This is a genomic window from Legionella maioricensis (genome assembly GCF_023618015.1).
GTDB lineage: Bacteria > Pseudomonadota > Gammaproteobacteria > Legionellales > Legionellaceae > Legionella > Legionella maioricensis.
In genome coordinates, this window is record NZ_JAJKBJ010000003.1 from 200,747 (window position 1) to 227,715 (window position 26,969).

Genomic DNA, 26,969 nt, shown 5'->3' on the forward strand with positions numbered 1-26,969 from the left:
AAAATGATGATTAAATGAGAAACAGGTATGAGTGAGCTTATAGATATAAATGAAATTTTCAGTTTGTTGCCACACCGTTATCCATTTATTTTGGTTGATAGAGTGATAGATTATAAAACATTCGATTATTTGACAGCAATTAAAAATGTGACTATCAATGAAAATTTTTTTACAGGCCATTTTCCCGAAAATCCCATAATGCCTGGTGTGCTAATTCTTGAAGCGTTGGCGCAAGCTTGCGCTATTTTATCCAGTTTATCTCGTGAACCTGCTGAAGGACATCAGGTGCTGCATTTTTTTGCAGGTATTGATAATGCTCGATTTAAACATGTAGTTATCCCAGGCGATCAATTACGTCTGGAGGTGACCTTTATTGGCAAGAAAAGAGATTTTTGGCGTATGCATGGCGAGGCTTATGTAGGTGATAAACTAGCGTGTTCCGCAGACTTATTAAGCGCAGCAAAGGAAATTAAAAAGTGATAGATGAAAGAGCAATGATTCACCCATCTGCAAAATTGGCAAAAGGGGTATCAATAGGCCCTGGAACAGTAATAGGTGCGGACGTTGAGATCGGTGAAAATACTTGGATAGGTCCTCATGTAGTTATTGAAGGCCCTACAACCATTGGTAAAAACAATAAAATTTTTCAATTTGCCTCAGTAGGTGATGAGCCTCAGGATATTACCTATAAAGGAGAGCCAACGCGTTTGGAAATTGGTGATAATAATGTCATACGCGAGTATTGCATGATTAGTCGTGGCACGGTGAAAGGCGGGGGTGTTACTCGAGTCGGTAGTGGTAATTTTCTAATGGCTTATTCTCACATAGGTCATGACTGTATCATTGGTGACCAAATTATTATGGTTAATTATGCTGCTTTGTCAGGTCATGTAACCGTCGATAATTTTGCCATTATTGGTCCTTATGCTGCGGTACATCAATTTTGTCATGTAGGAGTTTATGCGTTTATTGCACGAGCGACCTATGTGACCAAAGACGTTTTGCCTTATGTGATGATTGCAGGGCATACCACCTCTGCATGTGGCATTAATACAGTAGGTTTACGCAGACGAGGATTTTCATCCTCAGCAATTGATTGCCTGCGACGTGCTTATAAAATCATTTTCCGCAAAGGACTGACAGTACAACAAGCGGTTACTGAGTTGGAATTAATGCAACAGGAATGTCCTGAAGTAATTCCTATGATTGATGCATTAAACCAATCTACTCGCGGTATAGTGAGATAAAATAATGATTGCCCCGTATTTAGCGGTAGCCTTAGGCGGTTCTATCGGGGCAGTGGCGCGTTATGCCATAGTGATTTTTGCGCAAAATACATGGGGTTTACAATTCCCTTATGGTACTTTAATAGTCAATACGGTAGGATCTTTTCTGGCCGGCTTTTTTCTTGCCTTATTAATTGGCCGTTTTAATGCGGAAGTGTATGTGCGCTTATTCTTTTTTACCGGCTTCCTGGGCGCCTTCACTACTTTTTCCAGCTTTGCAGCGGAAACGTTGTTTATGTTCGAACAGGGGCAATGGCTAAAATTGCTGATGAATATATTAGTAAATAATGTCGGCTCATTAGCAATGGTGTTAATAGGAACTGTATTGGCACGCTATTTTGTTTTAGGTCATTTGGATCAACTTTAATTATTTGAGTGGTAGCATATGTTAGATAGTCAATTACTACGGGATAAGACAGAATTTGTAGCATCTCAATTATTAAAACGGGGTTTTAAGTTGGATGTTGCTGCCTATAGTGCTTTAGAAGAAAAACGTAAGGCCTTACAGGTGGCTACCCAGGCGTTACAAAATGAACGAAATATGCGTTCAAAAGCTATAGGTGAAGCAAAGTCTCGTGGTGAAAATATAGAGCCTATGCGTGAAGAGGTGAGCCGTCTCGCCACTGAGTTAGAGCAAAATAAAACAGAATTGGAAGCAGTACTACAACAAATTGAGGCAATGGCTTTAGTCATGCCTAACATTCCGCATGAGTCAGTACCTGTGGGTAATGATGAACAGGACAATCAGGAAATAAGACGCTGGGGAGAGGTCCCTGTGTTTGATTTTCAAGTTAAATCTCACGATGAATTGGGTGAGTCTTTAGGACAAATGGATTTTGCCCTGGCAGCAAAGATTACCGGAAGTCGTTTTGTGGTGATGAAAAATCAATTAGCCAGATTGCATCGCGCTTTAATTCAATTTATGCTGGATATTCATACTCAAGAACATGCCTATCAGGAAATCTATGTACCCTACATAGTTAATGCTGACAGTTTGTATGGAACGGGCCAATTACCCAAATTTGAAGAAGACTTATTTAAATTGACCGGCGATAACGCTTATTATTTGACCTCAACAGCGGAAATCCCAGTAACTAATACCGTCCGCGATACTATTTTGCCGGCCGAAACACTTCCTGTTCGTTATGCCTGCCATTCGCCTTGTTTTCGCAGCGAAGCCGGCTCTTACGGGAAAGATACCAAAGGAATGATAAGACAGCATCAATTTGAGAAAGTGGAATTGGTCTGGATTACTAAACCACAAGATTCCTATGCTGCTTTAGAGCAATTAACCGCGCATGCCGAAACAATTTTACAGCGCCTGAAATTACCCTATCGAGTACTTACACTTTGTACGGGTGATATGGGTGCTGGTTCTGCCAAGACTTATGATCTGGAAGTGTGGTTACCCAGTCAGAATACCTATAGAGAAATTTCATCTTGCTCTAACATGGAGGCCTTCCAGGCACGCCGCATGAAAGCGCGCTACCGCAACCCGGAAACCAATGAGATGGAACTGGTTCATACTTTAAATGGCTCCGGATTGGCTGTAGGCAGAACTCTGGTGGCTATTATGGAAAATTATCAGGATAAAGAGGGTAATATTCATATACCGGATGCGTTAAAACCCTATTTACCCGGAGTGGACGTCATTTCAAATTCGAAGTCGTAATGAAACAAGTGGGTTATTTGAATTCGTTTTTGATTAGGGGGATATAGTTTGGGGAGAGGTGGAACATTAAAATGTGTTATAGGCTCCCCAAATAAAAACCGATGAAACTTTTAGCTCATAATGATTCAACCCCCATTTGCTGAACGAAGAGAAAAATTTTATGAGATATTTGATAGGGAAATTAAAATCTAAAAACTATGTTTTTTTTCTGTTAATTAATTTTTTCGCCTTATCGCCTCAGGCATCAATAGCGCTACAAGCAACACAACCCCTGGTTCCAAGATACGTTTCAGGTGTTGAGTCCATTCTTAACTCTCATCAATACATACGAGAACATGACGCCCCTCTTTATTGGAAATTAAGCCCCTATTATATTTCGCAACCTACTGATTGTGCGTGCTCACTTGCTTCTGTTGTGATGATTATTAACGCTATTCGCAGTAGTCAGCCGTTAGCTGCAAATCAACAATTAGCAACCACCGATAACATTTTAAAACGTGTAGAGGATAAATCATGGCAGGACAATGTTAAAAAAGGTGGTAACGGGGTAACACTGGATGAGGTGAAACCTTTGATGTCCAAAGCATTAAAAGCCTATGGATTAAAGAATTTCACCGTCGAAGTAATTCATACTAAAAACACTTCAAAAGAAACGGCAGAAAAATTACATCATGACTTAATGGGGGCGGAACAGACTGGTCATGTATTTATTATTGCAAACTTTAATCAGAAATTTATTTCAGGGACAATGAGCGTAGGGCATTTTTCTCCCATTGGTGCTTATGATGCCCAAACAAAACGCGTGCTTATTATGGATACGGACCGAGAGCTTTTTGAACCTTATTGGGTCCCGGAAAAACTGTTCCTGCAAAGCATGTCGACTATAGATGAGGATGCTCACAACTGTCGAGGATACTTACTGATTAAAATTGATCATTAACATTTATTATTTTCTACGGATAATCAAGATAAGCTAACCTGGGTGAAAGCGCATAGGCGTCGAGCTAAAGAAATTTTGTTTGTTATCAAGCCCTTTAATATCAAAAGATATAAATATATACCGTTCGGGCTGAGGGACGTTTACGCCGTCTTCAAGCCTCTACGCCAAGACCAGAAACTCAGCCCGAACGGATGGAGGATAGGTATGCCTAAACGCCTTCGTCTGGCTACGAGCTGTACCCCGGGATGATGACCTGCCTTGGTGAGACGCGATTAAATAAAAGACAAAGTTAAAGGCACCACTTCTTCCTGGAAGTTACCGGTTAATATGGAATCTGCGGCCTTTGGTTGTGGTGCGCTTTGAAAACGGGGTGACCAGTTTGTTATTATTTCAGTTTTAAACTTGTCCAAAAATTCTTGCGCCACTTCCTTATAGTTTTCCGGTTTCAGATTTCCCTTTTTAACCAGGGTTAAAGCAATAAAAAATGATTCAATGTTATGCTGGTGCCCTTCTAACCATTTTCTGACGTCCCGGCAAGTATAATTATTTTTCACCACATCTGATGCATACTGGATTAATTCGGGAGCTATTTCTATTTTGTCTTCTTTCTGCTGCACTTTTTACCCCTTAGAGCAATAATTTCAAATTGGGCGGAATATACATCATCATGTCGAAAAAATAAACTTTTTAGAGAGTTGTTGATAGTATAAATGCCATTCCAAACCCGATATGGCGAAATGTTGATATAAGAGTGGGGATCAATATCTCCCCTAGTTGGCGAAACTATTATGGTTGGATGCTTGTTATTGGTCAATTTTCACTCTCTGGATTTTTAAACTAAAGAGGTTAATATAAAGAATAACTGTTTTTTGACGTGCAACTCATAGAGACGTTAAAAAGGAAATATCAGGAGTAATTATGCCTACCAGTACGAGAGAAAAGATCTACTCATGTATCAAGCATTATCAAGACGCTCAAATAAACGGCAAAAAAGATGTAGACAAACAGATACAGATTTATACGGACGACAGCGTTTTTATCAGTTTTCCGGTGCCTGGAGTTGTTGGCTTAAGTAAGGTGCGCGTATTGCAAGGTAAAAAGGAAATATACCAGGCATTTGCAGAGTACAATAATTTTATCAAAGCTTTTGATGAAATCAGCATAGTCAACAAAAATTTGATGATTGACTCCACAACGCTTAGAGGTGGTTTTGTTATGGAGATAACTACAAATCGTGCTGGTGAAATAAAAACGTATCTTAATTGCCTTCAAATGCAATTCAATAGCGAGATGAAAGTCGTACAGTCATTAAATTGGCAAGGCGAAGTGGATAATAAAGATGTTTTAAAGTCTATTTAATTCTGACTTGTTTCCCACCTGGGAGTTCAACAATTAATAAAGCGTTAGTCGACTATCAACCGTCTTAATCCAATTGAATTCTCTTTTTGAAAAAGCTAAAAACGTTTTTAATTTTTTCGAACCTCAAGAAGAACCTCAAAAAGAACTGCAAAAAGAGTTGCCCACTCGCGAATTTAATAGTTTGAATTTTGCTATGACTCGTGAACAGATAGATAGATTCTTTAAAAAGAAAGAACCCTATAGGAGTCCATTAAAAGAAAGCGAAATAAAACTAATTGCTGAAAGAAAAGCATTGGTAAGCCCTATCGCTGATTTGAACTTCCGTAACAAATTAACAGGGTGTTTATTTGGCAATCCAAATACCGGAGAAGAGTTTGATATATCTTACAAGCAAGCAGTTCCATCATTATTGGATTTTAGTCAGTTTAAGGTAAGATCAATGAAAAAAAATGAGCAGGTGAGTGATGAGTTGGTGAATGGTCTCCCTGCAGATTTGGCTAAAAAGTAAATAATTTTGCCCTTTAAGAAAACCTTGTTAACCCTGCGTAGGCAAGTCAGACAATCATGCGTTCATTAAATGTTGCAAAGCGTCTACGTTTTGCAACATCACCAATGGATTGCAGCTCAAGTTAAAATAATGTTTAATTCAAAGATAAATGTAATAGAAATAGAGATGAAGAACTATTTCTAGCATTATTATTCAGTCATCAAAAAGGAAAATGGCTTATGATCGGTTTAGGGGGTGGGGTTAGGCTTTTGGGCAGAATGTTTCGGATCTTCTATCAGAATATAAAAGCGTCCTATCAGATTACGAAAATGCCAGTCCCTATTGTCGCAATTTTAGGAGCATCCATGGCAAAACAAGAAGAGAGTTATGTTCAGGATGCACGATTATTAGCGAGAAAATTGGTTGAACAAAAAGTATCAATTGTAACCGGTGGCGGAACTGGAATTATGGAGGCTGCCAATCAAGGTGCACTTGAAGCTAATAGTTTGGAAAAACGATCATTTGGTATAGCTGTAGGAGCATTCAACTTAAAAAATAATCCTTTTTTAGCCGATACCATCAATGTTGATTATTATTTAGTTCGCAAAGTTATTTTGCTCAATTATGCTTCGGGATATATTTTTTTCCCTGGTGGTTTTGGTACTCTCGATGAACTTTTTGAAATCATTACCATGCTCAAATCAAAACAAGTTGAACTATATAGAATAAATGAGAATGAACTGCCTAAACAATTACCTATTATTTTGCTAGGAAAAGAATTTTGGCAGCCATTGTTAGATTGGATCATTAATTTCCCGCTAAAAAATAACTTGATTTGTGATGAGGATATAGAAATGCTTCATATCACGGATGACCTTGATGAAGTAGTACAGATCATTAAAGAGAGGTGCTTTAGCGTTGAAATGAAACGACAAAAAATTCACACGGTTATTCGCTGAATAAGCTATATGAGCTTATCCGCACAACAGCTGCGGATAAGTAAAACGAGGTAGGCCTAGGCCACATTGTTTGAGAGTTGTTTTACCAAGTCATAAAGAAACGCTTGAGATTCATAGAATGATTCGATGCTTATCCGTTCATCACGGCCATGGGCTCGAAAGTCATTTCTATCCAAAAATAATCCCATTACTCCATAGGTAGGAATTCCAATTGCTCGCAGATAACGTCCATCTGTTGCGCCAGTCACCATAATTGGAATGGTAGGGACTGAAGGCCAATAGGTTTGAGTTAACTGAGCCATTGTTTTTAATATTTCCGGGCTAAGGGGAGAGCTTGGACCTCTGGATAGTTTGCCAATTCGTTTTAGGGCAACTTGGGGATCGTTGATAGCTTGCTTCAGAGATTGCTCCACCATTTCAGGTGAATCCTCAGGAAGAACACGGCAATTTATCGTAACAGCGGCCAGTTGCGGTAATGCATTCATAGCATGCCCCCCTTCAAGAAGGGTAGGAGTACACGTGGTTCGCAAAAGAGCATTCCATTGAGGCGAGTGAGCTGCTAAACGGTTCATGGCTGGCTGCGAGCCCTTGCTTGCTTCAATCATTTCTGTTTTTAGTGGGCCTGTCTCAATAGCCGCCATCTGTTTAAAATAGGCAGTGGTGACCTCATTGGTTTTTAAAGGAAAATTAAATTTTGCCAGGCGCTCTAAAGCCTCAGCAAGACGATAAATGGCATTATCGTTAGTAGGCAGTGAACTATGACCACCTTTATTGCGCACTTCAAGAGTGTAATTGATTATGTATTTTTCACTTACTTGAATATTTTGCGATATTTTTTTTCCATTAGTTAAGTCACCCCATCCGCCTTCATTAAGGGCAAAGTCAGCCTCAATTAAATTTCTTTGATTCTTAATCAGCCATCTAACTCCATTGTATGGGCTACTTCCTTCCTCATCCGCCGTCAAGGCAACAATGATATCGCGTTTGGGTTTAAATCCTTCGTGCTTGTATTGGATTAAGTTTGCTATCCAAATAGCCGCTTGCGCTTTGTCATCCAAAGAGCCTCGTCCATAAAAATACCCTTCTTTTTCAGTAAGTTGGAAAGGATTCATGCTCCAGTCGGAGGGTTTGGCTTCAACAACGTCTGTATGGGCGAGTAGTAATAAAGGTTTTTGTTCCCCGGTTCCTCGATAACGAACGACCAGGTTGGCTTTTTGGGGACTGGCACCGCCTACAAAGATGTCTTTATCAGAGAAACCCGCTTCTTTTAAGCGTTTCACGGCAATTTCGACTAATGGGGTTGTTGAGCCGGTAGTGAATCCGGATTGCACTTCGATAAATTGTTTATAAATGGCGCGTGCACGTTGCTGTTCGTCCACCGGTCGAGTGGTATTCGCTTCTGTTGCACCCGTAAGCAGGGCCAGAACGATGGAACATGAAATTTGAGTTATTTTTTTCGAAATCATAGACCAAATCCATTCAAAGAGTTAATAGTTTTTTGGAGAAAATAGACTATAAAGTAATCCGAGTAAAAAGCAATGAAAGCAAATACCGTTTATTAAAATTGCAACCTAATGCACTCTTAAATTAACGTCTATACTTTTCATAAATCAATTATAAAATAATAATATGGATTGGAATTTCTCATTAATAATATCTCTTCTTGCCTTCTTATTTTCACTATTCTCGTTTGGATATAATTTCTTTCATAGGAATAAACTCATTGCAAAATTATTTAGATTGTCCTGTGGAAAAGATTCTATAAAACAAATGAGATAGTAAAATAGATATAGGTAATTATGAAACTCACATTACGCTTTGCTAATGTGGGCTGCGCTAGCTATAAAATAATTTTCAATATGGTCGGAGTGACAAGAATCGAACTTGCGACCCCTGCCTCCCGAAGGCAGTGCTCTACCAGGCTGAGCTACACTCCGTTGTATGATGTTTTTCTCTTACGCTATATCTTTTTCTAAAGACTTGGGCGGTAAAATTGAAAGGTTATTCAATTTTACCTTTCTAAAAGGGCTATATTAATAACTTCTTTCCAAAGCAAATTTAGCCAGCTCAACGAGTGCATCTTTATATTCTGACTCAGGAAGTATGGCTAAAGAAGTCAATGCAGAATCAATTTCTTGAGCGGCTGTTCTTTTTGTAAATTCAATGGCTTTTGTTTCTTCAAGCGCTACAAGAATTTCCGGTAAAAAAATCAAACTGCCCAATTGTAAACTTTCCTTGATTTGCATTTGTTGTTTTTCAGTACCATTTTGCAAGGCATGGATAAGAGGAAGAGTCGCTTTCCCATCGGCTAAATCGTCACCTATATTTTTACCTATAGTTTTAGAATCAGAACAATAATCCAAGGCATCATCAATAAGCTGAAAAGCATTGCCTAAATGTAAACCATAAGCATACAGGCTGTGCTGTATTTCCAGCGACGAATTGCTCAGAATCGGTCCTATGCAGGCTGCCGCAGCAAATAAAAGGGCTGTTTTAGCGCGAATGACATCAAAATAATCATCAAAATTCAGCGCAGGATTATGGCGATTGGCCAATTGTTTCACTTCGCCGCAACTGATTTGGTGAGAGGTTTTGGCCAGCAGGTTAAGAATCTCGGTAATGCCCACTTCTACCATTAATTGCACGGATTGGGTAAAGAGATAATCACCGACCAGAACACTGGCTTTTGAACCCCAAATACTGTTAGCGGTTTGCCGGCCTCGTCTTAAGGTTGATTCGTCTACTACATCATCATGCAATAAGGTGGCGGTATGAAAAAATTCAACCATGGCCGCCAGGGAAATATGATCCCTTCCTTTATAACCACAAGCATTACTTGCCAGTAGAACAAGCAAAGGGCGTAATCGCTTGCCTCCACTTTCAACTATATGTTGGGATAAATCATGGATTAACCCTACTTCAGATTGGATTTTATCAATAATTAAATTATTAACCGCGTCGAAATCTTCACTTACCAGCGCGCGTATACGGTCAATAGTCATTAGAAGTCCTCTACTATTTAATCTTTGCATGCTAAGGTGGAGCATGCTAATTGTCAAGGGGAAGGGGGAACTTGTTGGGTGGAAAGGAGTATTATCCACTTAATTTTGTTTGTTACTCTGGTATTTAATTTTGGTTTTTTTATACAGCGTTTCTGTCCTGACTTGAGAATGATGATTAATCAAGCAGGACAAAAATTTTATCAGCAGTGGGTACTATAAACCTGCGTATGGTTTCTTTACACGTTGAAACGAAAGTGCATTACATCGCCATCGCATACGATGTAGTCTTTGCCTTCAAGACGTAATTTCCCCGCTTCTTTAGCCCCTTGTTCGCCGCGACAACTAATAAATGCTTCATAAGCTATAACTTCAGCGCGAATAAAACCTTTCTCAAAGTCAGTATGAATAACTCCTGCCGCTTGAGGTGCTGTCGCACCCTTATGAATAGTCCAGGCTCTAACCTCTTTTACACCGGCGGTAAAATAGGTTTGTAAACCTAAAAGCTCATAACCTGCTCTAATAACTTTATGTAACCCGGGTTCGCTTAAGCCCAGATCGGTCATAAATTCTTGGCGATCTGCATCCTCCAACTCAACCAGTTCAGCTTCAGTCGCAGCACATAAGGCGACGATGCTGGCGTTTTCCTGCGCTGCAAGGGCCTGTACTTTCTCCAGAAGAGGGTTGTTTTCATAGCCATCATCATCCACATTAGCGATATAAAGTACTGGTTTTGCCGTAAGTAAAAAGAGGCGACGGGAGACCTGCTCTTCTTCAGGAGATAGTCCCAATGTGCGAACGGGATGACCTGCGTCAAGATGGGCTTTAATTTTTTCCAGCGTTTTCATTTCAAAAATGGCTTCTTTATTGCCACTTCTACTGTTCTTTCCAGCTTTTAGCATGGCTTTATCTAAGGTATCCATATCGGCTAAAGCCAGTTCGGTATTAATCACTTCGATATCGCTAATGGGATCTACTTTTCCTTCCACATGAATGACATCAGTGTTTTCAAAACAGCGGACTACATGAGCAATGGCATCTGTTTCCCGGATATTAGCCAGAAATTGATTGCCCAAACCTTCGCCACTGGATGCCCCTTTCACTAAACCGGCAATATCAACAAACTGCATGGTGGCTGGGAACACTTGCTGTGGCTTTACTATTTCGCTTAAGGCATCAAGCCGTGGATCGGGAACAGTTACTATGCCTACATTGGGCTCAATGGTACAAAAGGGATAATTCGCTGCTTCTATACCGGCTTTAGTCAGTGCATTGAATAATGTTGACTTACCTACATTGGGCAAGCCCACGATTCCGCATTTAAATCCCATGAGTAAATACCTCTGTTAAGTGTTTAATTGATTCATTGCCCGGGCTATATCGCCAGACAACAGGTAAGGCATTATTGCTATGCCTCTATCTATAGAGTCATAAATCTGCTGCCTGTCATGTACTGAGGGCTTCGTCAGAACATACTGATGCACTAAGTCTTTATGGCCAGGATGGCCTATACCAATACGTAAGCGGTGGAATTCAGGGCTTCCCATGTGAGCTGTAATATCGCGTAGGCCATTATGCCCTCCATGACCGCCACCTGTTTTTAGTTTAATGCGCCCAACAGGTAAATCCAGCTCATCATGAACGACTAATAACTCTTCCGGTTGAATCCGATAGAACTGGCTAATTGCTCTGGTAGGTTGACCACTATGATTCATGAAGGTTAAAGGTAAAGCCAATTTACAGGGATGCTGATTAAGTTCCAGGTCAGCCAGATCCGCTTGCATTTTTTTATCGACTTTAAAATGGGCACTATGGCGTTGTGCCAATGCAATGACCAGCCATCCACCGGCATTATGCCTGGTTTGTTCGTAGGCTGAACCTGGATTGCGTAAACCGATGATTAGTTTAATGGCCATGGACTGTGAATTCTTTGTTATATTTAGATTAAGTTGTTTGTGATAGAGCGTACAGGATCTATCTGAGTATTATCGTCGGTACTTATCTATTCACCGAAGGTACAATCCCGGCTGCGTGCAGCCGGGTTATAGTCTAGAAATTTAAAGCGAGGAATTATTCCGCACTTTCTTCTTCATCAGTAGTTGGGACAGCTGACGCTGCAACAACTGCTGTTTCTTCTTCCTCTACTGCTCCGACTTTAGGTGCATGAATACTAACTACAGGAGCATCATGACTGCCGTCTGTTACATCAATGGTCAGGCGAACACCTTTAGGTAATTTCAGATTAGATAAATGAACTACATCATTCATACCTACTTTAGTCATATCTACTTCAATAAATTCAGGTAAATCTTTAGCTTGGCAACGAATTTCGACTTGAGTCATTGTATGGTTAATCAGACCACCTGCTTTCACGCCAACAGATTGTTGCTCATTGGTGAAATGAAGAGGTACCAGTTTAACCAAAATATCTTTTGCTGAAACGCGTTGTAAATCCATATGCATTACGATTGGCTTGTAAGGGTGACGTTGTAATGCTTTTAAAATAACATGCTCTGCTTTTCCATCGACAGTAATATCGAAAACACTGGAGTAAATACTTTCAGTTTCCAATGCTTTAATTACTTTATTATGTAGAAAATGGATAGACTTAGGTTTTTTATCTCCGCCGTAAATAACTGCAGGTACTTTATTTTCAAGACGACGTAGGCGGCGGCTCGCACCTTTCCCCATATCCGTTCTTGATTCGGCTTCTAAAAGAATAGTTGACATGATGATAAACTCCAAAAATTTAAGGATCCCTTATTTAATCCGCGACCAGATTAAACACCCGAAAGGCATTAAAAAATCGGGAAAGGGTGGCGAAGTATACAATATTTTAAAATGAACTTGAAGTCATAGCCATAATTTCATAGAATATGGCACTTTGTTGCAATTGTAATAGCCAATCAGGCGAGTTGGAGAAGAGTTATGTATGCGGTAATTAAAACTGGCGGTAAGCAATATACCGTAAAAGAAGGTGATGTGCTCAAGATTGAATTGCTGCCTGAAGATGTTGGCAACGTAATCGAATTTGCAGAGGTGTTGATGTTGGCCGATGGTGATAAAATCGTTTGCGGCACGCCCTTTGTAGCTAAAGCACTAGTTAAAGCTGAAGTACTGGATCACGGACGTCACAAGAAAGTAAAAATTATTAAGTTCCGTCGTCGTAAGCACCACATGAAACAAATGGGGCATAGACAATATTATTCGCAAGTTAAAATTACTGCGATTAGCAAGTAAGAGGGGATAGCAATGGCTCATAAGAAGGCAGGTGGTAGTACTCGTAACGGCCGCGATTCGAATCCAAAGTTTCTTGGTGTAAAACGTTTTGGTGGTCAGTTTGTGAATGCGGGTGAAATTATTGTAAGACAACGTGGCACACGTTTCCATCCAGGAGCTGGTGTTGGTTGTGGTCGCGATCATACTTTATATGCCTTGGTTGAAGGTTTGGTACAGTTCACTGTCAAAGGTGAAAAGAATCGCAAATATGTAACAATAGTTGCAGAACAAACAGAAGAAGCTGCAAGTTAATTTGATTGTTATTGAGTATTTAACCCCGGTAACGGGGTTTTTTTTTAGGTTTAAGGTTTGTTATGAGATTCGTCGATGAAGCAATTATTAAAGTAGATGCCGGTAATGGTGGCAATGGTTGCTGTAGTTTTAGGCGTGAAAAATTCATCCCTCGTGGTGGCCCGGATGGGGGCGATGGTGGTGATGGCGGCAGTATTTATTTTGAAGCGTCCAGTGATTTAAACACTTTGGTTGATTTTCGATACATGCGTCATTACAAAGCCCAAAATGGCCAACAGGGCATGGGGGGGAATTGCAGCGGGAAAAAAGGCGAGGATTTAACTCTCAAAGTACCAGTGGGCACTATGGTTTATGACGTGGATACTGGGGAGTTACTGGGAGATATAAATAAACCTGGCGAGCCTGTTCTGATCGCTCAAGGCGGATTTCATGGCCTGGGAAATACCCGTTATAAAAGCAGTGTTAATCGCTCTCCCAGACAAACCAGCCCGGGAAGTCCTGGCGAATCCAGGCACTTGCGTTTGGAACTTCGGGTATTGGCTGATGTGGGTTTATTAGGACTCCCTAATGCTGGAAAATCCACTCTGATTCGGGCGGTATCCAGTTCCAAAGCCAAAGTAGCAGACTATCCTTTTACAACCTTGCACCCAGGGCTAGGGGTGGTAAGTGTTTCATCCCACAAGAGTTTTGTGATGGCTGATATCCCAGGCCTTATTGAAGGGGCTGCTACGGGGGCCGGACTCGGTCATCGGTTTTTAAAACACTTGTCACGTACTTGCGTTTTGTTGCATGTGATTGATGTTGCTCCTCTGGACGATAGCGATCCTGTTGCTAATGCCAAGGCAATTATTAATGAACTTGCCGAGTACAGTCCGGATCTGCTGAATAAACCACGATGGTTGGTTTTGAATAAAATAGATATGTTACCCGATGAAGCGAGCAGAGAAGAAAGAATACAGGCCATAGTGAAAGGCCTGAAGTGGAAAGATAAGGTCTTTGCCATTTCTGCTATAAGTGGCCAGGGCACCCAGCAACTTTGTTATTCATTGATGCAATTGATTGATGAGATGAAAGAGTCGGAAGCTTAACCATTCTGCAGCATGAAATAATACGGAGGGACTGCGATAGGGAATCTGGTGAGTCTCTCTGCCTTCTTGGCTTTGATTGCTGTAATGGATGCTTAATTGTGTTTGGCCTTTGGCGGGTTGTTGTGACCAATATTCCACTAAGCCGCTAAGATGAAAAGATAAATTTGTTTTATTCGTTGAGTGGAAATTTAATAGATGATGAACTCCTGGTTTGGTGAGGATAAACTGTAATAAACCTCCAGTGGCTTCATCGATGATATTTATTGGTTCATTAAGACTTAATACAAGGTCTCGCAATTTATCAGAGGCCTTTTGATCTATTGTAGCGATAATATGAGGAGCTAGAATAGGATCTACAATGCTTCTTGCCTCTTCGACCAAATCGCTGGTACAACGGACTTTAAACTCAATGTAAGGTGTATCCAGCCTATATCCTGTCTGACAGTCCAGATCAGTGAGTGCATCCTCTAAAGTTTGCCCTATTTCACTTTCCGCCACCCCAAAAATTCGCCATTTGAGAATTTGTTTACTGCTGTGTTGGGTTTTTTGGAGTAAGGGAAGTGCGAAGTGATTAAACATTGGCAGGCATTCACGGGGAGGGCCAGGCAATAATACAAATATTTTACCGTTCCAATGATAATAACAACCCATTGCCGTACCATTAGGATTCGGTAACAGTTTGGCTTGCTCCGGAAAAAGACATTGCTGTAAATTTCCCTGGTTTATTATCACATTTGCAGCGTGCAGACGACTTTGAATGTGCGCCAATGCTTCGGCATGTTGAACCAGAGTTACTCCAGTAAATTGAGCCAACGCGAAACGAGTAAGATCATCTGTGGTTGGCCCTAGCCCGCCAATTAAAATGATGATGTCGTGTTTTTCTGCTAAAAAGTGCAAACAAGTGAGGATGTCTTTTTCTTTATCACTGCAAGATAGCTGAACTCCTAGTGATAACCCTTCGGAGCTGAGAATATGAGCAATTTCATGACTATTCGTATTCAGTGTGTCGCCATGAACTATTTCATCACCCGTTGCTAGAATGGCTATTGTCATTTTAGATTGTTCCAATAATTAGATTCATGAAGTAAATTCTATAGCAGAATTTGAAAAATCAGTAATAATTAATAGAGGGAATGTTGACTTTTAGTGCGTCGTTGGGTAATTACTTGAAATGAATTATATTATTCGATATGCCTATTTTTGATTTATTTGGGAGTGAGGGAAGTTTTATGCAATTTTCTAGTAGTTATGTGGCACATGTACCCGACACTCAAGGATTAATTAATTATTCAGCGGAAGAAAACAAAGTCTGGACTATTTTATTCGAAAGACAGATGAAATTATTACCCAATAGAGCCTGTGATGAATTTATATCCGGATTGCAGACTTTGGGTATTACAGCAGACGCTATTCCCCAATTACCTGAGTTGAGCCAACGATTAAGCGAACAAACAGGTTGGCGTGTTGCTCCAGTTGAGGCCTTGATTTCTGCTCGTGAATTTTTTGAATTATTGGCTGAAAAACGTTTTCCGGCGGCTACTTTTATTCGTCGCGAAGAAGAGTTGAATTACGTGAAGGAACCCGATATTTTTCATGAGATATTTGGCCATTGTCCGATGTTAACGGACAAGGTCTACGCCGATTTTGTTCATGATTATGCGTGTAAAGTATTAACCTTTCCTGAGTCCGACTGGGCATTGTTGCAAAGAATGTTCTGGTTTACTGTAGAGTTTGGTTTAATTAATACAGCCAAAGGACTAAGAGCTTATGGTGGAGGAATACTATCTTCTATTAGTGAAACGGTCTACTCTGTAGAAAGCGATATTCCATTACGTGTATTATTTGATCCTATTGTCGCGTTCCGTATGCCTTATCGCATCGATATGTTGCAACCTGTATATTTTGTTATAGATGACTATCAGACGTTATATAATTTTGTGCTCTCTAACATTGGAGAGTTATTAATGAGAGCCCGTGAGCTTGGCGAGTTTCCTCCACTTTTCGCGGTCGATCCTGATAACCCCAATATCCATATTAGAGCGTGTTAATGAAAAGATTGCATGAAACACGCCAGTAGTAGAGAATTTTACCTAGTGTGAGAGGTGCCATGAATAGAATATCTATGTATTGTAATGACAGACGACTCTTGTTAACATCGACCAACGCGGTTTGTTCATTGGCTGTTAGGTCAAGGAGCATCATTTGATTAAAGTATTAATTGTTGATGACCATGCATTGGTTAGAATGGGTATTCGACGATTGCTTGAAGATATGTCGGACGTAGATGTTGTTGCTGATGCTGAAAGTGGTGAGCAAGCCTTGGTATTAGTAAAAACACACGCTCCTGATGTAGTGCTTTTAGATATGAAAATGCCTGGCATTGATGGCTGGGAAGTCACTCGTCGCTTAAAAAAGTCAAATCCTCACATTAAAGTAATTGCGGTTACGGCCATGTGTTCTGATCCTATCCCAACTCGTGTTTTGCAATTAGGGGCTATGGGCTACCTGACAAAAGAATCAGGAGCTGAAGAAATGGCTGCTGCAATCCGAAAAGTAGCTAAAGGTGAAAAATATCTTAGTGCTGAAATTGCACAAAAAATGGCAATTAATAGTTTACAAGAAGCTCAAGACTCGCCTTTTGATATGTTATCAGAGCGAGAAATGCAAGTCATGCTGATGATCACCAGCGGTATGAATGTTCAGGATATTGCCGACAGGCTGTTTTTAAGCAGCAAAACTATTAATGGATACAGATACCGCATGTTTGAGAAGCTAGGTATTAAAAATGATGTAGAGCTTACTTATTTAGCCATGAAACATCGCATCATAGAGCACCCATCAGATTTAATGCAAGACGAGTAATTTTTTTATTCCATGAATATTCAACACCCTTCGGCTGAATTAGCCTTATTTCTCACCAAACTTCCCAGTGAGCCGGGTATTTATCGCATGTTGGATGCGGAAGGCATCGTTCTTTACGTGGGCAAGGCTGCGAACTTAAAAAAAAGGGTAACCAGCTATTTTAATAAACAAAATACGGGGGCAAAAACCCGTTCTTTAGTCAATCAAATTGCGTCCATTGAAATCTCAGTTACCCGAAGTGAAACTGAGGCTTTGCTTTTAGAGAGTAATCTGATTAAAGCGTTAAGGCCTAAATACAATATTTTATTGCGGGATGATAAATCCTATCCCTATATTCATCTTTCCAATCATCCTGAATTTCCTCGCATTGAGCTTTATCGAAGTAAGAAAAAACCGCTTTCTGGCGATTTTTTTGGTCCCTATCCGAGTAGCATGGCAGTCAAAGAAACCATAGTGACTATTCAAAAGGTATTCAAAATTCGCAATTGCCGTGATAACTATTTTAATGCACGATCACGCCCTTGTTTGCAATATCAAATCAAACGTTGTACTGCCCCTTGTGTGAACTATATTACCCCTGAAGATTATCGGCAGTCAGTAAATGACGCGATGCGTTTTTTACAAGGTAAATGCCAGGTCATTCTTGATGAGCTGACTCAGCGCATGGAGACGGCAGTCAATCAATTAAATTTTGAAGAGGCTGCACTGCTGCGCGACCAGATTAAGAATTTGCGCCTGGTGCAAGAACAGCAAGCGGTCGTACAGCTGCGAGGTGATGCGGATGTGATCGCCATAGACGTACGCCCCGGCTTTGCTTGTATTCAATGCGTGACGATTAGAGAAGGGCAGGTATTAGCCAGTCAAAGTTTTTTCCCTACGGTACCTAATAAAGGATTTGATGAAACACCAGACAATGACGCGTTATGGCAACACACCTTTGAAGCATTTATTGGTTTTTATTATTTAGATAATCCGGAAAGGATTCCCGCTTTAATTATTACGAATCAATCACTCCTGGATCACCATACCCTGGAAGAGGCTTTGTCGCAACAGCGTGGCAAATCATGTAAAATTCAAGTTAATCCACGCGGAATTAAATCCCGTTGGATGGATTTTGCCCTAAATAATTTACGTATTTCCGTAGCAGAGCATGTAAGTAGATACACAACCGTAAAAGCACGCTATCAGGCATTAGAACAATTGTTATCGCTTCCTAAAAGCATAGAGCGGATGGAATGTTTTGACATTAGCCATACACAAGGAGAGGCCACAATCGCGTCTTGCGTTGTGTTTGATGCTCAAGGACCTAGTACTAGTGAATACAGGCGCTTTAACATTGAGGGTATTACTCCCGGAGACGATTATGCGGCTATGGAGCAGGCAATCACCCGGCGATTCAAACGTTTGGTAGAAGCACAATCTTTGCCTGATGTATTAATTATTGATGGAGGTAAAGGGCAGGTTGCGGTAGCACAACGAGTTCTTGCCTCTTTGAATGTTGCGGATGTAACTCTATTGGGGGTGGCCAAGGGACCGGGGCGTAAAGCAGGATGGGAAAAGCTGATCCTGGTTAATGAGGCCAGGGAGTTTACTTTACCTGAGGATTCAAAAGCGTTGCATCTGTTGCAACATATTCGCGATGAGGCACACCGATTTGCTATTACTGCCCACCGCAAAAAGCGCCAGAAAGTACGTCTTGATTCTACTCTGGAAAGTATAGAGGGGGTCGGAGCAAAGCGCAGGCAGGCTTTACTTCATCGTTTTGGCGGGTTGCGTGAACTTGCGAAAGCTTCAATGGAAGAGATTGCAAAAGTTCCAGGCATTAGCGAAAGTTTAGCGCAACGTATCCATCAACATTTTCATGGATAATGATTCACTAGTTTTTTGTTTTATTTGCTGGATATTCTAGTACTGGGACGAGCTCCAAATTAGGAAAAAGGCAATGTTTTTCTTGTAATTATTAAGTCCTGTCAATTTATGATATAATAAAGGCCACTTTGCTGAATTTAATAGCGGTCATTGTGTTAGGGCGATTATGTACTCACTTTTTGAGCAACTCTCTTATCCAAGTGAAATTAAGGATTATCTTTTTTTAAGCAGCGTTGACAGTCTAGAGAATCACCGATTTCTTACAAAAAAAAAGATAACTCATGTGATCAGCGTGATGGAAAATCCTCCAAGGTTACAAGATAATTTCCCTGACATTCAACAATTAGTCATTCCCATCCCGGATTCAAAAGATATTGATTTAACAGTCTATTTTGAATCTGTTTTTCTCTTTGTTAAAGATACTGAACCTCATCAAAAAAGAATATTAATTCATTGTGAAAAAGGGATTTCTCGGTCAGCCAGTTTTGTCATTGCCTGTTTGATGTATGAGCGGCATTGCCAAGGAACTATTGTAAATTATGAAACCACATTGCTCTCTGTAATTAAAGAGAGAGCTATTGTTGCGCCTAACCCCGGTTTTGCACAACAATTAAAACGATTAGCCCATGATTTGAATGAACAATTATCTTCACTCCAAAGACAGCCATTGACTACACAATACCTGATAGAGCAATTTTTGACTCCCAGAGAGTTATGTCAATTAAGTGGTACGAATAGATTTTTTTACGACCAGATTTCTTTTAGAATAAATGATATTTGGAAAAAACACCTAAGTCGTGATTTTCCGATAGTTGCAAAGGATTTACAGTTTTTTTGTGATAATGAAATATCTTTGAAAAATATTTATCTGGCGTGCAACTATTTTAAAAAAGTGGGATTGCCAAAAATTACCTTACCTTATCTGCTGGGTTATTTGGGTAATGCAGAATTAGCGCTTTCTGTTTTGCAAGGTGAAGAAGCCTTACTCCAGCTATTAGCTGGAGCAGTGCATGGTTTTCAATTAGGTGTAATTAAACTGCACCTCTCGGAGAGTGCATCTATAAAAGCTGTGCAGACTCTTTTGGAGCATGCAACTGCTGCAAATAATTTGCCATTGCTAAATTATCTTGATGGAAAATTTTCTCAAATAAGTTGGAACTTTGTAAATGCCAATGGCAATAATTTACTTCATACCGCAGCGCATTATGGTAGTTATGAGGTCTTTGTGTTTTTAGTGGAGACGAAACAATTAGATCCCTATCAATTAAATAACGCCAATTCTAACTTATTAGCAAGTTTATCCTATTCCCGTAATCCGCGACTGATTGAATACATCCATATGCACTTGAGCAGTCTTAATCCTCTCCACGCCAATAATGCCAATATAACGCCTTATCAGATTGCGGAGAAAAATAACAATCAAATAATATTGGAAGCTTATAACAGCTGGCCGGCTGCGCTTTGTTTAAAGATGTAGAAATAATCAGCGGTAGCTTTAGCATCAACTAAAGTAAAAGGTCTATGCCTCCATCCTCAGATCCGTTTTTTCTGGAAATATATCTTTTTTATCCATTTTAGCCGTTTCACCACTACTTCGCATAAAAACGAATCCATCGTCCTGCTCGGAATAAGTCAGAGAAAGCACCTCAGTTGTTTCAAGCTTGGCTTCTTTTATTATTTCATTCCAAAAAGGACTCATATTCTCATAATCAAATAGGGTAAATTTACTTAGTCTTATTTCAAGATGGTCAGGGAGAAACTTAGCCTGATGCAACCCGTACAATGTTTGTATAAATTGACTTAAAGTAGGAGTGTAATGCCCACTGCAATTATCAATTAGAATCTTGGCTTGTTGCTCTTCGTTATCCCATTGATACTCTATCCATCCGGCAGATTGAACTTGTTTTCCCGCTTTGAATTGTGAATGGACAGTCGGATTTCCTAGATATAATGCGCCGTTTTTGCCAACGGCAAACATATAACGATTCTCAGGAACTAATTCATTTGAAGTCTCATAACGCCAACGGTTTACTTTATCGATTTTTATTTTATGATTATTATGGGTTTCTTTATCAAAAAAAGAGTACATAAAAAAAATTCCGCTAGTATTATGTTCATCTTCTAATGCTTTGTCCTTACTTACGCTTGCAAGATTATCTGTACGTCTATTAATTCGATTACGCATGATCTTCACCTATAACTTCATTAATCCTCCTTGCTCATCTATTGATCCTGGCTGTATCTCATTATAGTTATTTCATGTTAAGAAAATATTAACCGGGAATTTCCTGCGCAGGACTGGTAAAGCCTTTTTGTTATAACAGCAACAACAGTTAAATTAAGAGGGCTTGGTGTAAAGTGAACTTAGAAAACGGAAGAGCGGCAAAATTTAGTCGAGAGTGTCTTAAATTTACCGCCATGTGTTATTTTAAGATCTTTAATTTATTTCAAGTACTCATTCAATTATTTTAGTTGGTATCACGGTATAGATTTTTTGCGAAAATTCATAAAAGTTCCGTGTATTTCTTCATTATTTATCATAATATTGGAAGCAATGGTGGCATTTTTAATGGCTGAATTACTTGTTCAGAAACCTTGGTTTTTTTCGCAGCCATAAATCTATGGTGAGTCTGGGTGTAGGATGTTTGGGTAAGTATTATTTTTAAAAGTAACCTCTCAGTAACCGTGGAAAAACGTCCCTTCCTTCGAGATGACACTTCCAATACTTATTGAGAAATTATTTTTTAATTTTTTAACTAATTGAAAAATATAGGTTTATTTTTTATTTATTCGCAACTTGCATTTTTTACGCCCATTTAATTTTTTTTAATCAAATAATGACAACAAAATTTGAGATTAGAGACTAAACTTATTATAAAAATGACCGACAAAAAGAGAAGAAAAAAAGAAACTTAAATTTAAGCACAAATCTTGCATGTAAATATAAAAAAAATAGGCATGAGGGGGCAGCACGATGAAAAAAATAATTCTAACAGCATTCATGATGTCAATGGTGGCTGTAGTTAATGCTGCTGGTTTTTACGGGACAGCATTATGTGGCTATCCTCAGTATGATTGCATTAAAGTCGGTTCGGGAGACAGTTGGGAAAAACTCTTCCCTGATCCGGAGCAAAGGGATTTAGTACAAAGGGTCAATCGCAGCTATAACAGTCTATGGACTGGGAGAGTAATAGCTGTTCCTAAAAATTTAGCCCATATCAATATTTTCGATATCGCTCCTTTCCCTGTTAAATTAGAGGGGGAATCTGAAAAACAAATTATCGTCGATCAGGAAAAATTGGCCTGGGGTGCTTATGATGCTCAGGGAAATTTAGTATGGTGGGGGCCTATATCATCAGGACGAGATAAATGTTCTGATTCTAATCGCTCATGCAGAACATTAACTGGAATTTTCAGAGTATTCAGTAAAGAGGATTCCAGATGTACCTCAGATGTCTTCCCCATAGGAAAGGGCGGTGCCAAGATGCCTTTCTGTATGTATTTCCATAAAGGATTTGCTTTGCACGGTTCTGATGATATACCAGGACAAAGAGCAAGCCATGGATGTGTTCGTATGTTTATTCAAGATGCCAAATGGTTGAATTTAAATTTTGTTGAGTTATCCAGTGAGCGCAACAATTTTATGGGTACCAAGGTAGTTGTTCGTCCGTTAAACGACAGTGAGAAAAGAATATGAACATAATAACTAAAAAAGGGGCATTCACAATATCATTAATCGTTTTGGCTGGTTTGCTTAGTGCGCCTACCCAAGCACGCTCTAAAAAAAATGATGAAACTCGAGAACAGGCTGCACTCAAGGATAATGCACGTTACCCTATTGGCTGTACTCCTGTAGGATATCAGGAAAGTTTAAAGATCATCTCTTTGTTCCCTGGAAAAGAAGGGGCCCTGCAATCGATGTATTTTTTCTTTAATAAATTACCTGAAACGGTCAGCTTGTATCAAATGCGCGAGAAAGACAGTGAATATTCTACCCGCTATAACCACACTATCAGGGGAAATTCCTGGGCAGTTTTGGCCACAGGCGAGCCTTTAGTCAAATTTATTTGTACTTTAGGGGATGGCAAAACATCATATGGGAAAATAGTCGATTGTGCTGAAACGATTAAAATTTGTGAATACGTTCATGTAAAATTTGGATTGAATAATAAAGGTAATTTCTGGATAGTAGATAGTAATACAAGAAACGGGGCCGTCAATGAAGTGGTACATTATGGCATAATACCTGGAGTATAAAGTGCCATTGCAAGAGGGGAATCTTCATGAAATCACTAGTACCTTGGATTTGTTTTTTCGTTGCATCAGCCAGTCAACAGGCTTTTGCTGACGACAACTTTAACGCTTATCGCTTAGGCAATTACAATAAAGCTGCTGAGCCTTTGCTGAGTAAATCAGGAAAAGATGCGGTAGCCGACTATTATTTAGGTCGATTGTATCTTTATGGCTATGGCCAATTAAAAAATAATGACTTGGCCCTGCGTTATTTTGTTAAATCTGCAGAAAAAGGTTATTTACCAGCCGTCCAATTGATGGCCAAATACAGTTTACTTCAAGATAAAAATCCTGAACAGGCAATTCGCTGGTTTAAACAGGCAGCTGCTGCGGGAGATGTTAATGCCCAAATGTTTATGGCCGCTGCTTATTTATACGGTATTGGTGTCAAGAAAAATGATGATGCTGCCCGACGCTTTTATATCGATGCAGCAAAAAATGGTAATGCCACCGCGCAATTTGCATTGGCAGAGAATTTTATCGATAGCCGTCATTCAGGTAATGGCAAATTAGGTTTAATCTGGTTAAATAAATCGGCTAATAATGGTAATCCTCGTGCACAAACAATGCTTGGTCGTCTCACTATTGAAGGCAAATTAGTGACTAAAGATAAGGATGCGGGAGTCGAGTTATTAACGAAAGCTGCCTCACAAAACTATGCTCCTGCAATGGTGGCCTTAGGTGATGCCGCATTAGCAGACAATAAACCAGAGGACGCCGTTAAATGGTATAATAAAGCAATTGCTGTTCATGACCTCAACGCTTATCTGCATTTAGCTCATGCTTATTTGCAGGATAAAAGTCCAATTTATAATGTAAATTCAGGATTTTTATGGACTTTAAAAGCTGCTCAAGAAGGCTTAACTGAAGCAAAAAGTGAGTTAGCTAATTTGTATCAAAAAGGAATTGGAGTCAGTGCTGATCCCTCTTTAGCAAAACAATGGGCCGATCAGGCTGTTCAAGATGCCAAGAAAAAGACCCAAATATCTCCCTTAGCGCAAGCGGCATTATGGTTGAGTAATGATTCAACAGATAAATTGGAAGAAACCAACTATCAGATGAATGGGATATTGAGTGCGTGGAAAAATCCTACTGTATTAAGAAATAATACGTACAATCAAGCACCTCAAATGGACGTGATTCCTCGCCAACAGATTTATAAGCCACAGTTTGAACTGACGCAGCCTAATGAGGTTCCTATCAATAATTTCTATGATGCGCTCGTCACTAAAACTAAAGATGATTTACCGGCGAATCAATGGACTTATCCCAGCTATCGTTTAAATCCTCAAATAGAAGCCTTAGAAAAAGCGACCAGCCCAGTTGTTGCGCGCTCTAATTTGCCAGCACCTTACATGGATGCTAATTATTATGATGACGATGATTTTTCCAATGTCAGTTTAATGGATCTTTGGACCCCCGGTTGGCAGCAACAACTGAATTATATGTCCGTGTTCAGTCAAATGTATTTCAAAGCGATATTAGGCGACTCCCAATCGCAATTTGAAATTGGGCAGATGTTTCAGTATGGCTTGGGTGTTGCTCAAAATGATGCAGCCGCAATTGTATTCTACCAAAATGCCGCAGAACAGCAGCACTTGGCAGCAGTATATAACTTGGGTATCTTGTATTTAGAACATGCCAAAGATGAAAAAGATTATCAAACAGCCTTAAATTGGCTTACTGATGGAGCTTTTAAAGGCAATAAAAGATGCCAATACGTTCTTGCCAGAATCCTTAGTGATGGAAAAGTGGGGCCGGACGGTAAAGAGTATATTAAGCCCAATCGCGAGCAAGCGCTATCCATGCTTTATCTTTCAGCGGCGAATAATTATGGGCCTGCGGAATATGAGTTGGGTGAACATTTGGCGCGAGAGTTTAATCATGGCTTAAGTGTTGATGTTAAAAAACACCAGCTGGCCTTGATACGCCAACTCTATCAAGGGGCTGCCGCAAATGGAGTTGCCCAGGCTCTGTTACCTCTGGCATTTTATAATGCCATGGATGAGGATAAACAAAGACAGGCTAATGCGTTTACTGTTGCTGAAGAGCAAGCACAAACAGGTGATGAGAAAGCAGCATTATTACTGGGGATGCTCTATGATCGCGGAATAGGAGTAGCCAGTGATCCCTCCAAAGCCATGTATTGGTATCAGCAATCAGGTCAAAATCCAGTAAGTCAATTTATTCTGGGTACTTATACTACCGAGGGTAAAGGAATTGCCAAGGATAAAGAAAAAGGTACCGATCTTCTTCAACTCTCAGCTGAGGCCAAATTCTCTTATGCTGATTTTAATTTGGCGGTACTTAAACGACAAGCCGAGCAGGATTTCTTACCCGAATTAGTTAAGGCTTATCGTTTGGGCAATAGTCATGCTGGTATCGTTTTAGCGGATTATTATTTATCAGAAAATAATGACCCAGAACATTCTGATACGGAGAAAATGGCACAAGCGAAGCAAATTTATCAAGGTCTCGCAGAAAAGGGAGATCAGTACGCTCAATTAAAATTGGCTTATATGTTGGAAAAAGGATTAGGCGCGGCTCCTGATCCTGTTGCCGCTCAACGCTGGTATACCGCCTCTGCCGAGCAGGGTAATCCCGTTGCGCAATATTTACTGGGACAATTTTATCAGCTTGGGGTGGTTGGAGAGCCTGATTATACCTTGGCAAAAGAATGGTATAAAAAATCTGCAAATCAGTTATCAAAAGCATCAGTTGCTTTAGGATTCCTCTACGAAACGGTAGAGGATAACTATGCTGATGCATTAAACGCCTATCAACGGGCAGCAGATAAAGGGGATGTATTGGGTGAGTATAACCTGGCCCTAATGTATGAGTACGGCAAAGGGGTACCAGTCGATTACGCTAAAGCGAAGTCCTTGTTTATTGAAGCAGCCAATAAAGGGGTTGATGAAGCGATGAATCAGCTGGGGGGCATGTATTTTTATGGCCTCGGTCAGGAACGCAATGAGCAGCAAGCTTTAGCCTGGTACAAAAAGGCTGCTGCTTTAGGTAATGGGAACGCCTTGTATTCACTAGGATTGTTATCAGAAACAGGAGTGGGTACTAAACTTGATTTTCCTGATGCCTTGAAATACTACCAGCAAGCCTCTGACCAAGGAAATGAAAAAGCGATGTTGGCTCTGGCGAGAATGTACCATTATGGGTTGGGCGTACCAAAAGATAACAAAATATCAGCCAGTATTTATCAGAAATTAGCTGACAGGCAGAATGCTTATGCTCAATATCAATTAGGTACTTACTATTTGGAAGGTACATCAGGAGAACGCCTACCAGAAAAGGCGATGCAACTATTAAAGCAAGCCAGTGAAAATGGAAGTCCGCAAGCTCGAAAAATATTACAGCGAATGGAAGCTCAAGCTCAAGGACGGGTGAGTTTTATTGAACCGGTGCTGATGAATCGCGCCCGAGCATCATCTGGTGAATCTGCTGACTTGATGTATCTTGATGCCTTAAATGAGTGGAATAGAGGTGATGAGGTTTTATCCAGGATGATTTTACAGCGGTTGGTCACTCAATATCCCAACTTTGTTCCTGCTAAACGGGTTTATGAGAAATTGAACGAAGCCAAGCGAGTTAGTATTTACGGCTAGCTAATAA

General features: G+C 40.0%; 26 protein-coding genes and 1 tRNA gene. 18 read left to right on the forward strand and 9 right to left on the reverse strand.

The window, feature by feature from the left end; all coding sequences use genetic code 11:
• Positions 1-27 precede the first annotated feature (27 nt).
• The 5 genes from fabZ to LOX96_RS04645 all read left to right on the forward strand — a co-directional run bounded on the left by fabZ (position 28) and on the right by LOX96_RS04645 (position 3,898).
• Positions 28-480: a 3-hydroxyacyl-ACP dehydratase FabZ gene (fabZ, locus tag LOX96_RS04625; protein WP_250419316.1), complete on the forward strand. Its 453-nt coding sequence runs from the start codon at positions 28-30 to the stop codon at positions 478-480.
• Positions 477-1,247 (forward strand): acyl-ACP--UDP-N-acetylglucosamine O-acyltransferase, encoded by a 771-nt coding sequence (gene lpxA / locus LOX96_RS04630; protein ID WP_250419314.1) that lies wholly within the window; start codon positions 477-479, stop codon positions 1,245-1,247. Before fabZ ends, lpxA begins: the two co-directional genes overlap by 4 nt.
• Before the next feature lies 1 nt (position 1,248).
• A complete protein-coding gene (crcB, locus tag LOX96_RS04635; protein ID WP_250419762.1) occupies positions 1,249-1,653 on the forward strand; it encodes a fluoride efflux transporter CrcB in 405 nt (134 codons plus the stop codon).
• Positions 1,654-1,671: 18 nt separating this feature from the next.
• Positions 1,672-2,958: a serine--tRNA ligase gene (gene serS / locus LOX96_RS04640; RefSeq protein WP_250419312.1), complete on the forward strand. Its 1,287-nt coding sequence runs from the start codon at positions 1,672-1,674 to the stop codon at positions 2,956-2,958.
• A gap of 160 nt (positions 2,959-3,118) precedes the next feature.
• Positions 3,119-3,898: a phytochelatin synthase family protein gene (locus tag LOX96_RS04645; RefSeq protein ID WP_250419311.1), complete on the forward strand. Its 780-nt coding sequence runs from the start codon at positions 3,119-3,121 to the stop codon at positions 3,896-3,898.
• 272 nt (positions 3,899-4,170) lie between these two features.
• Here the strand turns inward: LOX96_RS04645 and LOX96_RS04650 are convergent, their stop codons facing one another.
• The gene (locus LOX96_RS04650; protein ID WP_250419309.1) at positions 4,171-4,515 is read right to left on the reverse strand and encodes a hypothetical protein; all 345 of its coding nucleotides are present in this window, start codon (positions 4,513-4,515) and stop codon (positions 4,171-4,173) included.
• A 301-nt stretch (positions 4,516-4,816) separates the two neighbouring features.
• On the opposite strand from LOX96_RS04650, the gene LOX96_RS04655 reads away from it, so the two are divergent.
• The 3 genes from LOX96_RS04655 (at position 4,817) to LOX96_RS04665 (ending at position 6,703) form a co-directional block, all read left to right on the forward strand.
• Complete coding sequence (locus LOX96_RS04655) at positions 4,817-5,257, forward strand: hypothetical protein (protein ID WP_250419307.1); 441 nt, start codon at positions 4,817-4,819, stop codon at positions 5,255-5,257.
• A 73-nt stretch (positions 5,258-5,330) separates the two neighbouring features.
• Complete coding sequence (locus tag LOX96_RS04660; protein ID WP_250419305.1) at positions 5,331-5,765, forward strand: hypothetical protein; 435 nt, start codon at positions 5,331-5,333, stop codon at positions 5,763-5,765.
• A gap of 218 nt (positions 5,766-5,983) precedes the next feature.
• Positions 5,984-6,703 carry an LOG family protein gene (locus tag LOX96_RS04665; RefSeq protein ID WP_250419303.1) on the forward strand — a complete coding sequence of 240 codons (720 nt, stop codon included), beginning with the start codon at positions 5,984-5,986 and terminating at the stop codon, positions 6,701-6,703.
• Positions 6,704-6,759: 56 nt separating this feature from the next.
• On the opposite strand, the gene LOX96_RS04670 is transcribed toward LOX96_RS04665, so the two are convergent.
• From LOX96_RS04670 to LOX96_RS04695, 6 genes are all read right to left on the reverse strand, one after another.
• Positions 6,760-8,169 carry a M20/M25/M40 family metallo-hydrolase gene (locus tag LOX96_RS04670; protein WP_250419302.1) on the reverse strand — a complete coding sequence of 470 codons (1,410 nt, stop codon included), beginning with the start codon at positions 8,167-8,169 and terminating at the stop codon, positions 6,760-6,762.
• A gap of 394 nt (positions 8,170-8,563) precedes the next feature.
• Positions 8,564-8,640: transfer RNA gene (locus tag LOX96_RS04675), tRNA-Pro, on the reverse strand.
• A gap of 96 nt (positions 8,641-8,736) precedes the next feature.
• Positions 8,737-9,705 (reverse strand): polyprenyl synthetase family protein, encoded by a 969-nt coding sequence (locus LOX96_RS04680; RefSeq protein ID WP_250419300.1) that lies wholly within the window; start codon positions 9,703-9,705, stop codon positions 8,737-8,739.
• Between the two features lie 236 nt (positions 9,706-9,941).
• Positions 9,942-11,033: a redox-regulated ATPase YchF gene (gene ychF, locus LOX96_RS04685; protein WP_250419298.1), complete on the reverse strand. Its 1,092-nt coding sequence runs from the start codon at positions 11,031-11,033 to the stop codon at positions 9,942-9,944.
• A gap of 15 nt (positions 11,034-11,048) precedes the next feature.
• A complete protein-coding gene (gene pth / locus LOX96_RS04690; protein WP_250419296.1) occupies positions 11,049-11,618 on the reverse strand; it encodes an aminoacyl-tRNA hydrolase in 570 nt (189 codons plus the stop codon).
• 154 nt (positions 11,619-11,772) lie between these two features.
• Positions 11,773-12,432, reverse strand: coding sequence for a 50S ribosomal protein L25/general stress protein Ctc (locus LOX96_RS04695; RefSeq protein ID WP_250419294.1), 660 nt, complete (start codon positions 12,430-12,432; stop codon positions 11,773-11,775).
• Between the two features lie 198 nt (positions 12,433-12,630).
• Here LOX96_RS04695 and rplU point away from each other — a divergent pair, with 198 nt between their 5' ends.
• From rplU to cgtA, 3 genes are all read left to right on the forward strand, one after another.
• Positions 12,631-12,942, forward strand: a complete 312-nt coding sequence (gene rplU / locus LOX96_RS04700) for a 50S ribosomal protein L21 (protein WP_250419292.1) — start codon at positions 12,631-12,633, stop codon at positions 12,940-12,942.
• Positions 12,943-12,954: 12 nt separating this feature from the next.
• Positions 12,955-13,233 carry a 50S ribosomal protein L27 gene (gene rpmA / locus LOX96_RS04705; RefSeq protein ID WP_250419290.1) on the forward strand — a complete coding sequence of 93 codons (279 nt, stop codon included), beginning with the start codon at positions 12,955-12,957 and terminating at the stop codon, positions 13,231-13,233.
• 62 nt (positions 13,234-13,295) lie between these two features.
• Positions 13,296-14,321 carry an Obg family GTPase CgtA gene (gene cgtA / locus LOX96_RS04710; protein WP_250419289.1) on the forward strand — a complete coding sequence of 342 codons (1,026 nt, stop codon included), beginning with the start codon at positions 13,296-13,298 and terminating at the stop codon, positions 14,319-14,321.
• On the opposite strand, the gene LOX96_RS04715 is transcribed toward cgtA, so the two are convergent.
• Positions 14,277-15,374 (reverse strand): competence/damage-inducible protein A, encoded by a 1,098-nt coding sequence (locus LOX96_RS04715; protein ID WP_250419287.1) that lies wholly within the window; start codon positions 15,372-15,374, stop codon positions 14,277-14,279. The two genes, cgtA and LOX96_RS04715, sit on opposite strands and share 45 nt — an antisense overlap.
• 176 nt (positions 15,375-15,550) lie before the next feature.
• Here LOX96_RS04715 and phhA point away from each other — a divergent pair, with 176 nt between their 5' ends.
• From phhA to LOX96_RS04735, 4 genes are all read left to right on the forward strand, one after another.
• Positions 15,551-16,369: a phenylalanine 4-monooxygenase gene (phhA, locus tag LOX96_RS04720; RefSeq protein ID WP_250419285.1), complete on the forward strand. Its 819-nt coding sequence runs from the start codon at positions 15,551-15,553 to the stop codon at positions 16,367-16,369.
• A gap of 154 nt (positions 16,370-16,523) precedes the next feature.
• Positions 16,524-17,183 carry a two-component system response regulator LetA gene (gene letA, locus LOX96_RS04725; protein ID WP_250456351.1) on the forward strand — a complete coding sequence of 220 codons (660 nt, stop codon included), beginning with the start codon at positions 16,524-16,526 and terminating at the stop codon, positions 17,181-17,183.
• Between the two features lie 12 nt (positions 17,184-17,195).
• Positions 17,196-19,052, forward strand: coding sequence for an excinuclease ABC subunit UvrC (gene uvrC / locus LOX96_RS04730; RefSeq protein ID WP_250419281.1), 1,857 nt, complete (start codon positions 17,196-17,198; stop codon positions 19,050-19,052).
• Between the two features lie 166 nt (positions 19,053-19,218).
• Positions 19,219-20,529: a dual specificity protein phosphatase family protein gene (locus LOX96_RS04735; protein ID WP_250419279.1), complete on the forward strand. Its 1,311-nt coding sequence runs from the start codon at positions 19,219-19,221 to the stop codon at positions 20,527-20,529.
• A gap of 42 nt (positions 20,530-20,571) precedes the next feature.
• On the opposite strand, the gene LOX96_RS04740 is transcribed toward LOX96_RS04735, so the two are convergent.
• Positions 20,572-21,237, reverse strand: a complete 666-nt coding sequence (locus LOX96_RS04740; protein ID WP_250419277.1) for a hypothetical protein — start codon at positions 21,235-21,237, stop codon at positions 20,572-20,574.
• Between the two features lie 789 nt (positions 21,238-22,026).
• Here LOX96_RS04740 and LOX96_RS04745 point away from each other — a divergent pair.
• Genes LOX96_RS04745 through LOX96_RS04755 form a run of 3 tightly spaced genes read left to right on the forward strand, consistent with a single transcriptional unit; the run spans position 22,027 to position 26,962 of the window.
• On the forward strand, positions 22,027-22,749 hold the full coding sequence (locus tag LOX96_RS04745; RefSeq protein WP_250419275.1) for a L,D-transpeptidase: 723 nt from the start codon (positions 22,027-22,029) through the stop codon (positions 22,747-22,749).
• Entirely contained in the window at positions 22,746-23,309 is a 564-nt protein-coding gene (locus LOX96_RS04750) for an endopeptidase IV (protein WP_250419274.1), read from the forward strand. The genes LOX96_RS04745 and LOX96_RS04750 overlap by 4 nt, the downstream gene beginning before the upstream one ends.
• A 26-nt stretch (positions 23,310-23,335) precedes the next feature.
• Complete coding sequence (locus tag LOX96_RS04755; RefSeq protein WP_250419273.1) at positions 23,336-26,962, forward strand: SEL1-like repeat protein; 3,627 nt, start codon at positions 23,336-23,338, stop codon at positions 26,960-26,962.
• Positions 26,963-26,969 lie beyond the last annotated feature (7 nt).

What these genes read in the sequence shown, in the direction of transcription:
- fabZ (WP_250419316.1), top strand. Translation starts at nt 28, where the DNA reads ATGAGTGAGCTTATAGATATAAATGAAATTTTCAGTTTGTTGCCACAC.
- serS (WP_250419312.1), top strand. Translation starts at nt 1,672, where the DNA reads ATGTTAGATAGTCAATTACTACGGGATAAGACAGAATTTGTAGCATCT.
- LOX96_RS04645 (WP_250419311.1), top strand. Translation starts at nt 3,119, where the DNA reads ATGAGATATTTGATAGGGAAATTAAAATCTAAAAACTATGTTTTTTTT.
- LOX96_RS04655 (WP_250419307.1), top strand. Translation starts at nt 4,817, where the DNA reads ATGCCTACCAGTACGAGAGAAAAGATCTACTCATGTATCAAGCATTAT.
- LOX96_RS04665 (WP_250419303.1), top strand. Translation starts at nt 5,984, where the DNA reads ATGATCGGTTTAGGGGGTGGGGTTAGGCTTTTGGGCAGAATGTTTCGG.
- LOX96_RS04670 (WP_250419302.1), bottom strand. Translation starts at nt 8,169, where the DNA reads ATGATTTCGAAAAAAATAACTCAAATTTCATGTTCCATCGTTCTGGCC.
- LOX96_RS04680 (WP_250419300.1), bottom strand. Translation starts at nt 9,705, where the DNA reads ATGACTATTGACCGTATACGCGCGCTGGTAAGTGAAGATTTCGACGCG.
- ychF (WP_250419298.1), bottom strand. Translation starts at nt 11,033, where the DNA reads ATGGGATTTAAATGCGGAATCGTGGGCTTGCCCAATGTAGGTAAGTCA.
- pth (WP_250419296.1), bottom strand. Translation starts at nt 11,618, where the DNA reads ATGGCCATTAAACTAATCATCGGTTTACGCAATCCAGGTTCAGCCTAC.
- LOX96_RS04695 (WP_250419294.1), bottom strand. Translation starts at nt 12,432, where the DNA reads ATGTCAACTATTCTTTTAGAAGCCGAATCAAGAACGGATATGGGGAAA.
- rplU (WP_250419292.1), top strand. Translation starts at nt 12,631, where the DNA reads ATGTATGCGGTAATTAAAACTGGCGGTAAGCAATATACCGTAAAAGAA.
- rpmA (WP_250419290.1), top strand. Translation starts at nt 12,955, where the DNA reads ATGGCTCATAAGAAGGCAGGTGGTAGTACTCGTAACGGCCGCGATTCG.
- cgtA (WP_250419289.1), top strand. Translation starts at nt 13,296, where the DNA reads ATGAGATTCGTCGATGAAGCAATTATTAAAGTAGATGCCGGTAATGGT.
- LOX96_RS04715 (WP_250419287.1), bottom strand. Translation starts at nt 15,374, where the DNA reads ATGACAATAGCCATTCTAGCAACGGGTGATGAAATAGTTCATGGCGAC.
- phhA (WP_250419285.1), top strand. Translation starts at nt 15,551, where the DNA reads ATGCAATTTTCTAGTAGTTATGTGGCACATGTACCCGACACTCAAGGA.
- uvrC (WP_250419281.1), top strand. Translation starts at nt 17,196, where the DNA reads ATGAATATTCAACACCCTTCGGCTGAATTAGCCTTATTTCTCACCAAA.
- LOX96_RS04735 (WP_250419279.1), top strand. Translation starts at nt 19,219, where the DNA reads ATGTACTCACTTTTTGAGCAACTCTCTTATCCAAGTGAAATTAAGGAT.
- LOX96_RS04740 (WP_250419277.1), bottom strand. Translation starts at nt 21,237, where the DNA reads ATGCGTAATCGAATTAATAGACGTACAGATAATCTTGCAAGCGTAAGT.
- LOX96_RS04745 (WP_250419275.1), top strand. Translation starts at nt 22,027, where the DNA reads ATGAAAAAAATAATTCTAACAGCATTCATGATGTCAATGGTGGCTGTA.
- LOX96_RS04750 (WP_250419274.1), top strand. Translation starts at nt 22,746, where the DNA reads ATGAACATAATAACTAAAAAAGGGGCATTCACAATATCATTAATCGTT.
- LOX96_RS04755 (WP_250419273.1), top strand. Translation starts at nt 23,336, where the DNA reads ATGAAATCACTAGTACCTTGGATTTGTTTTTTCGTTGCATCAGCCAGT.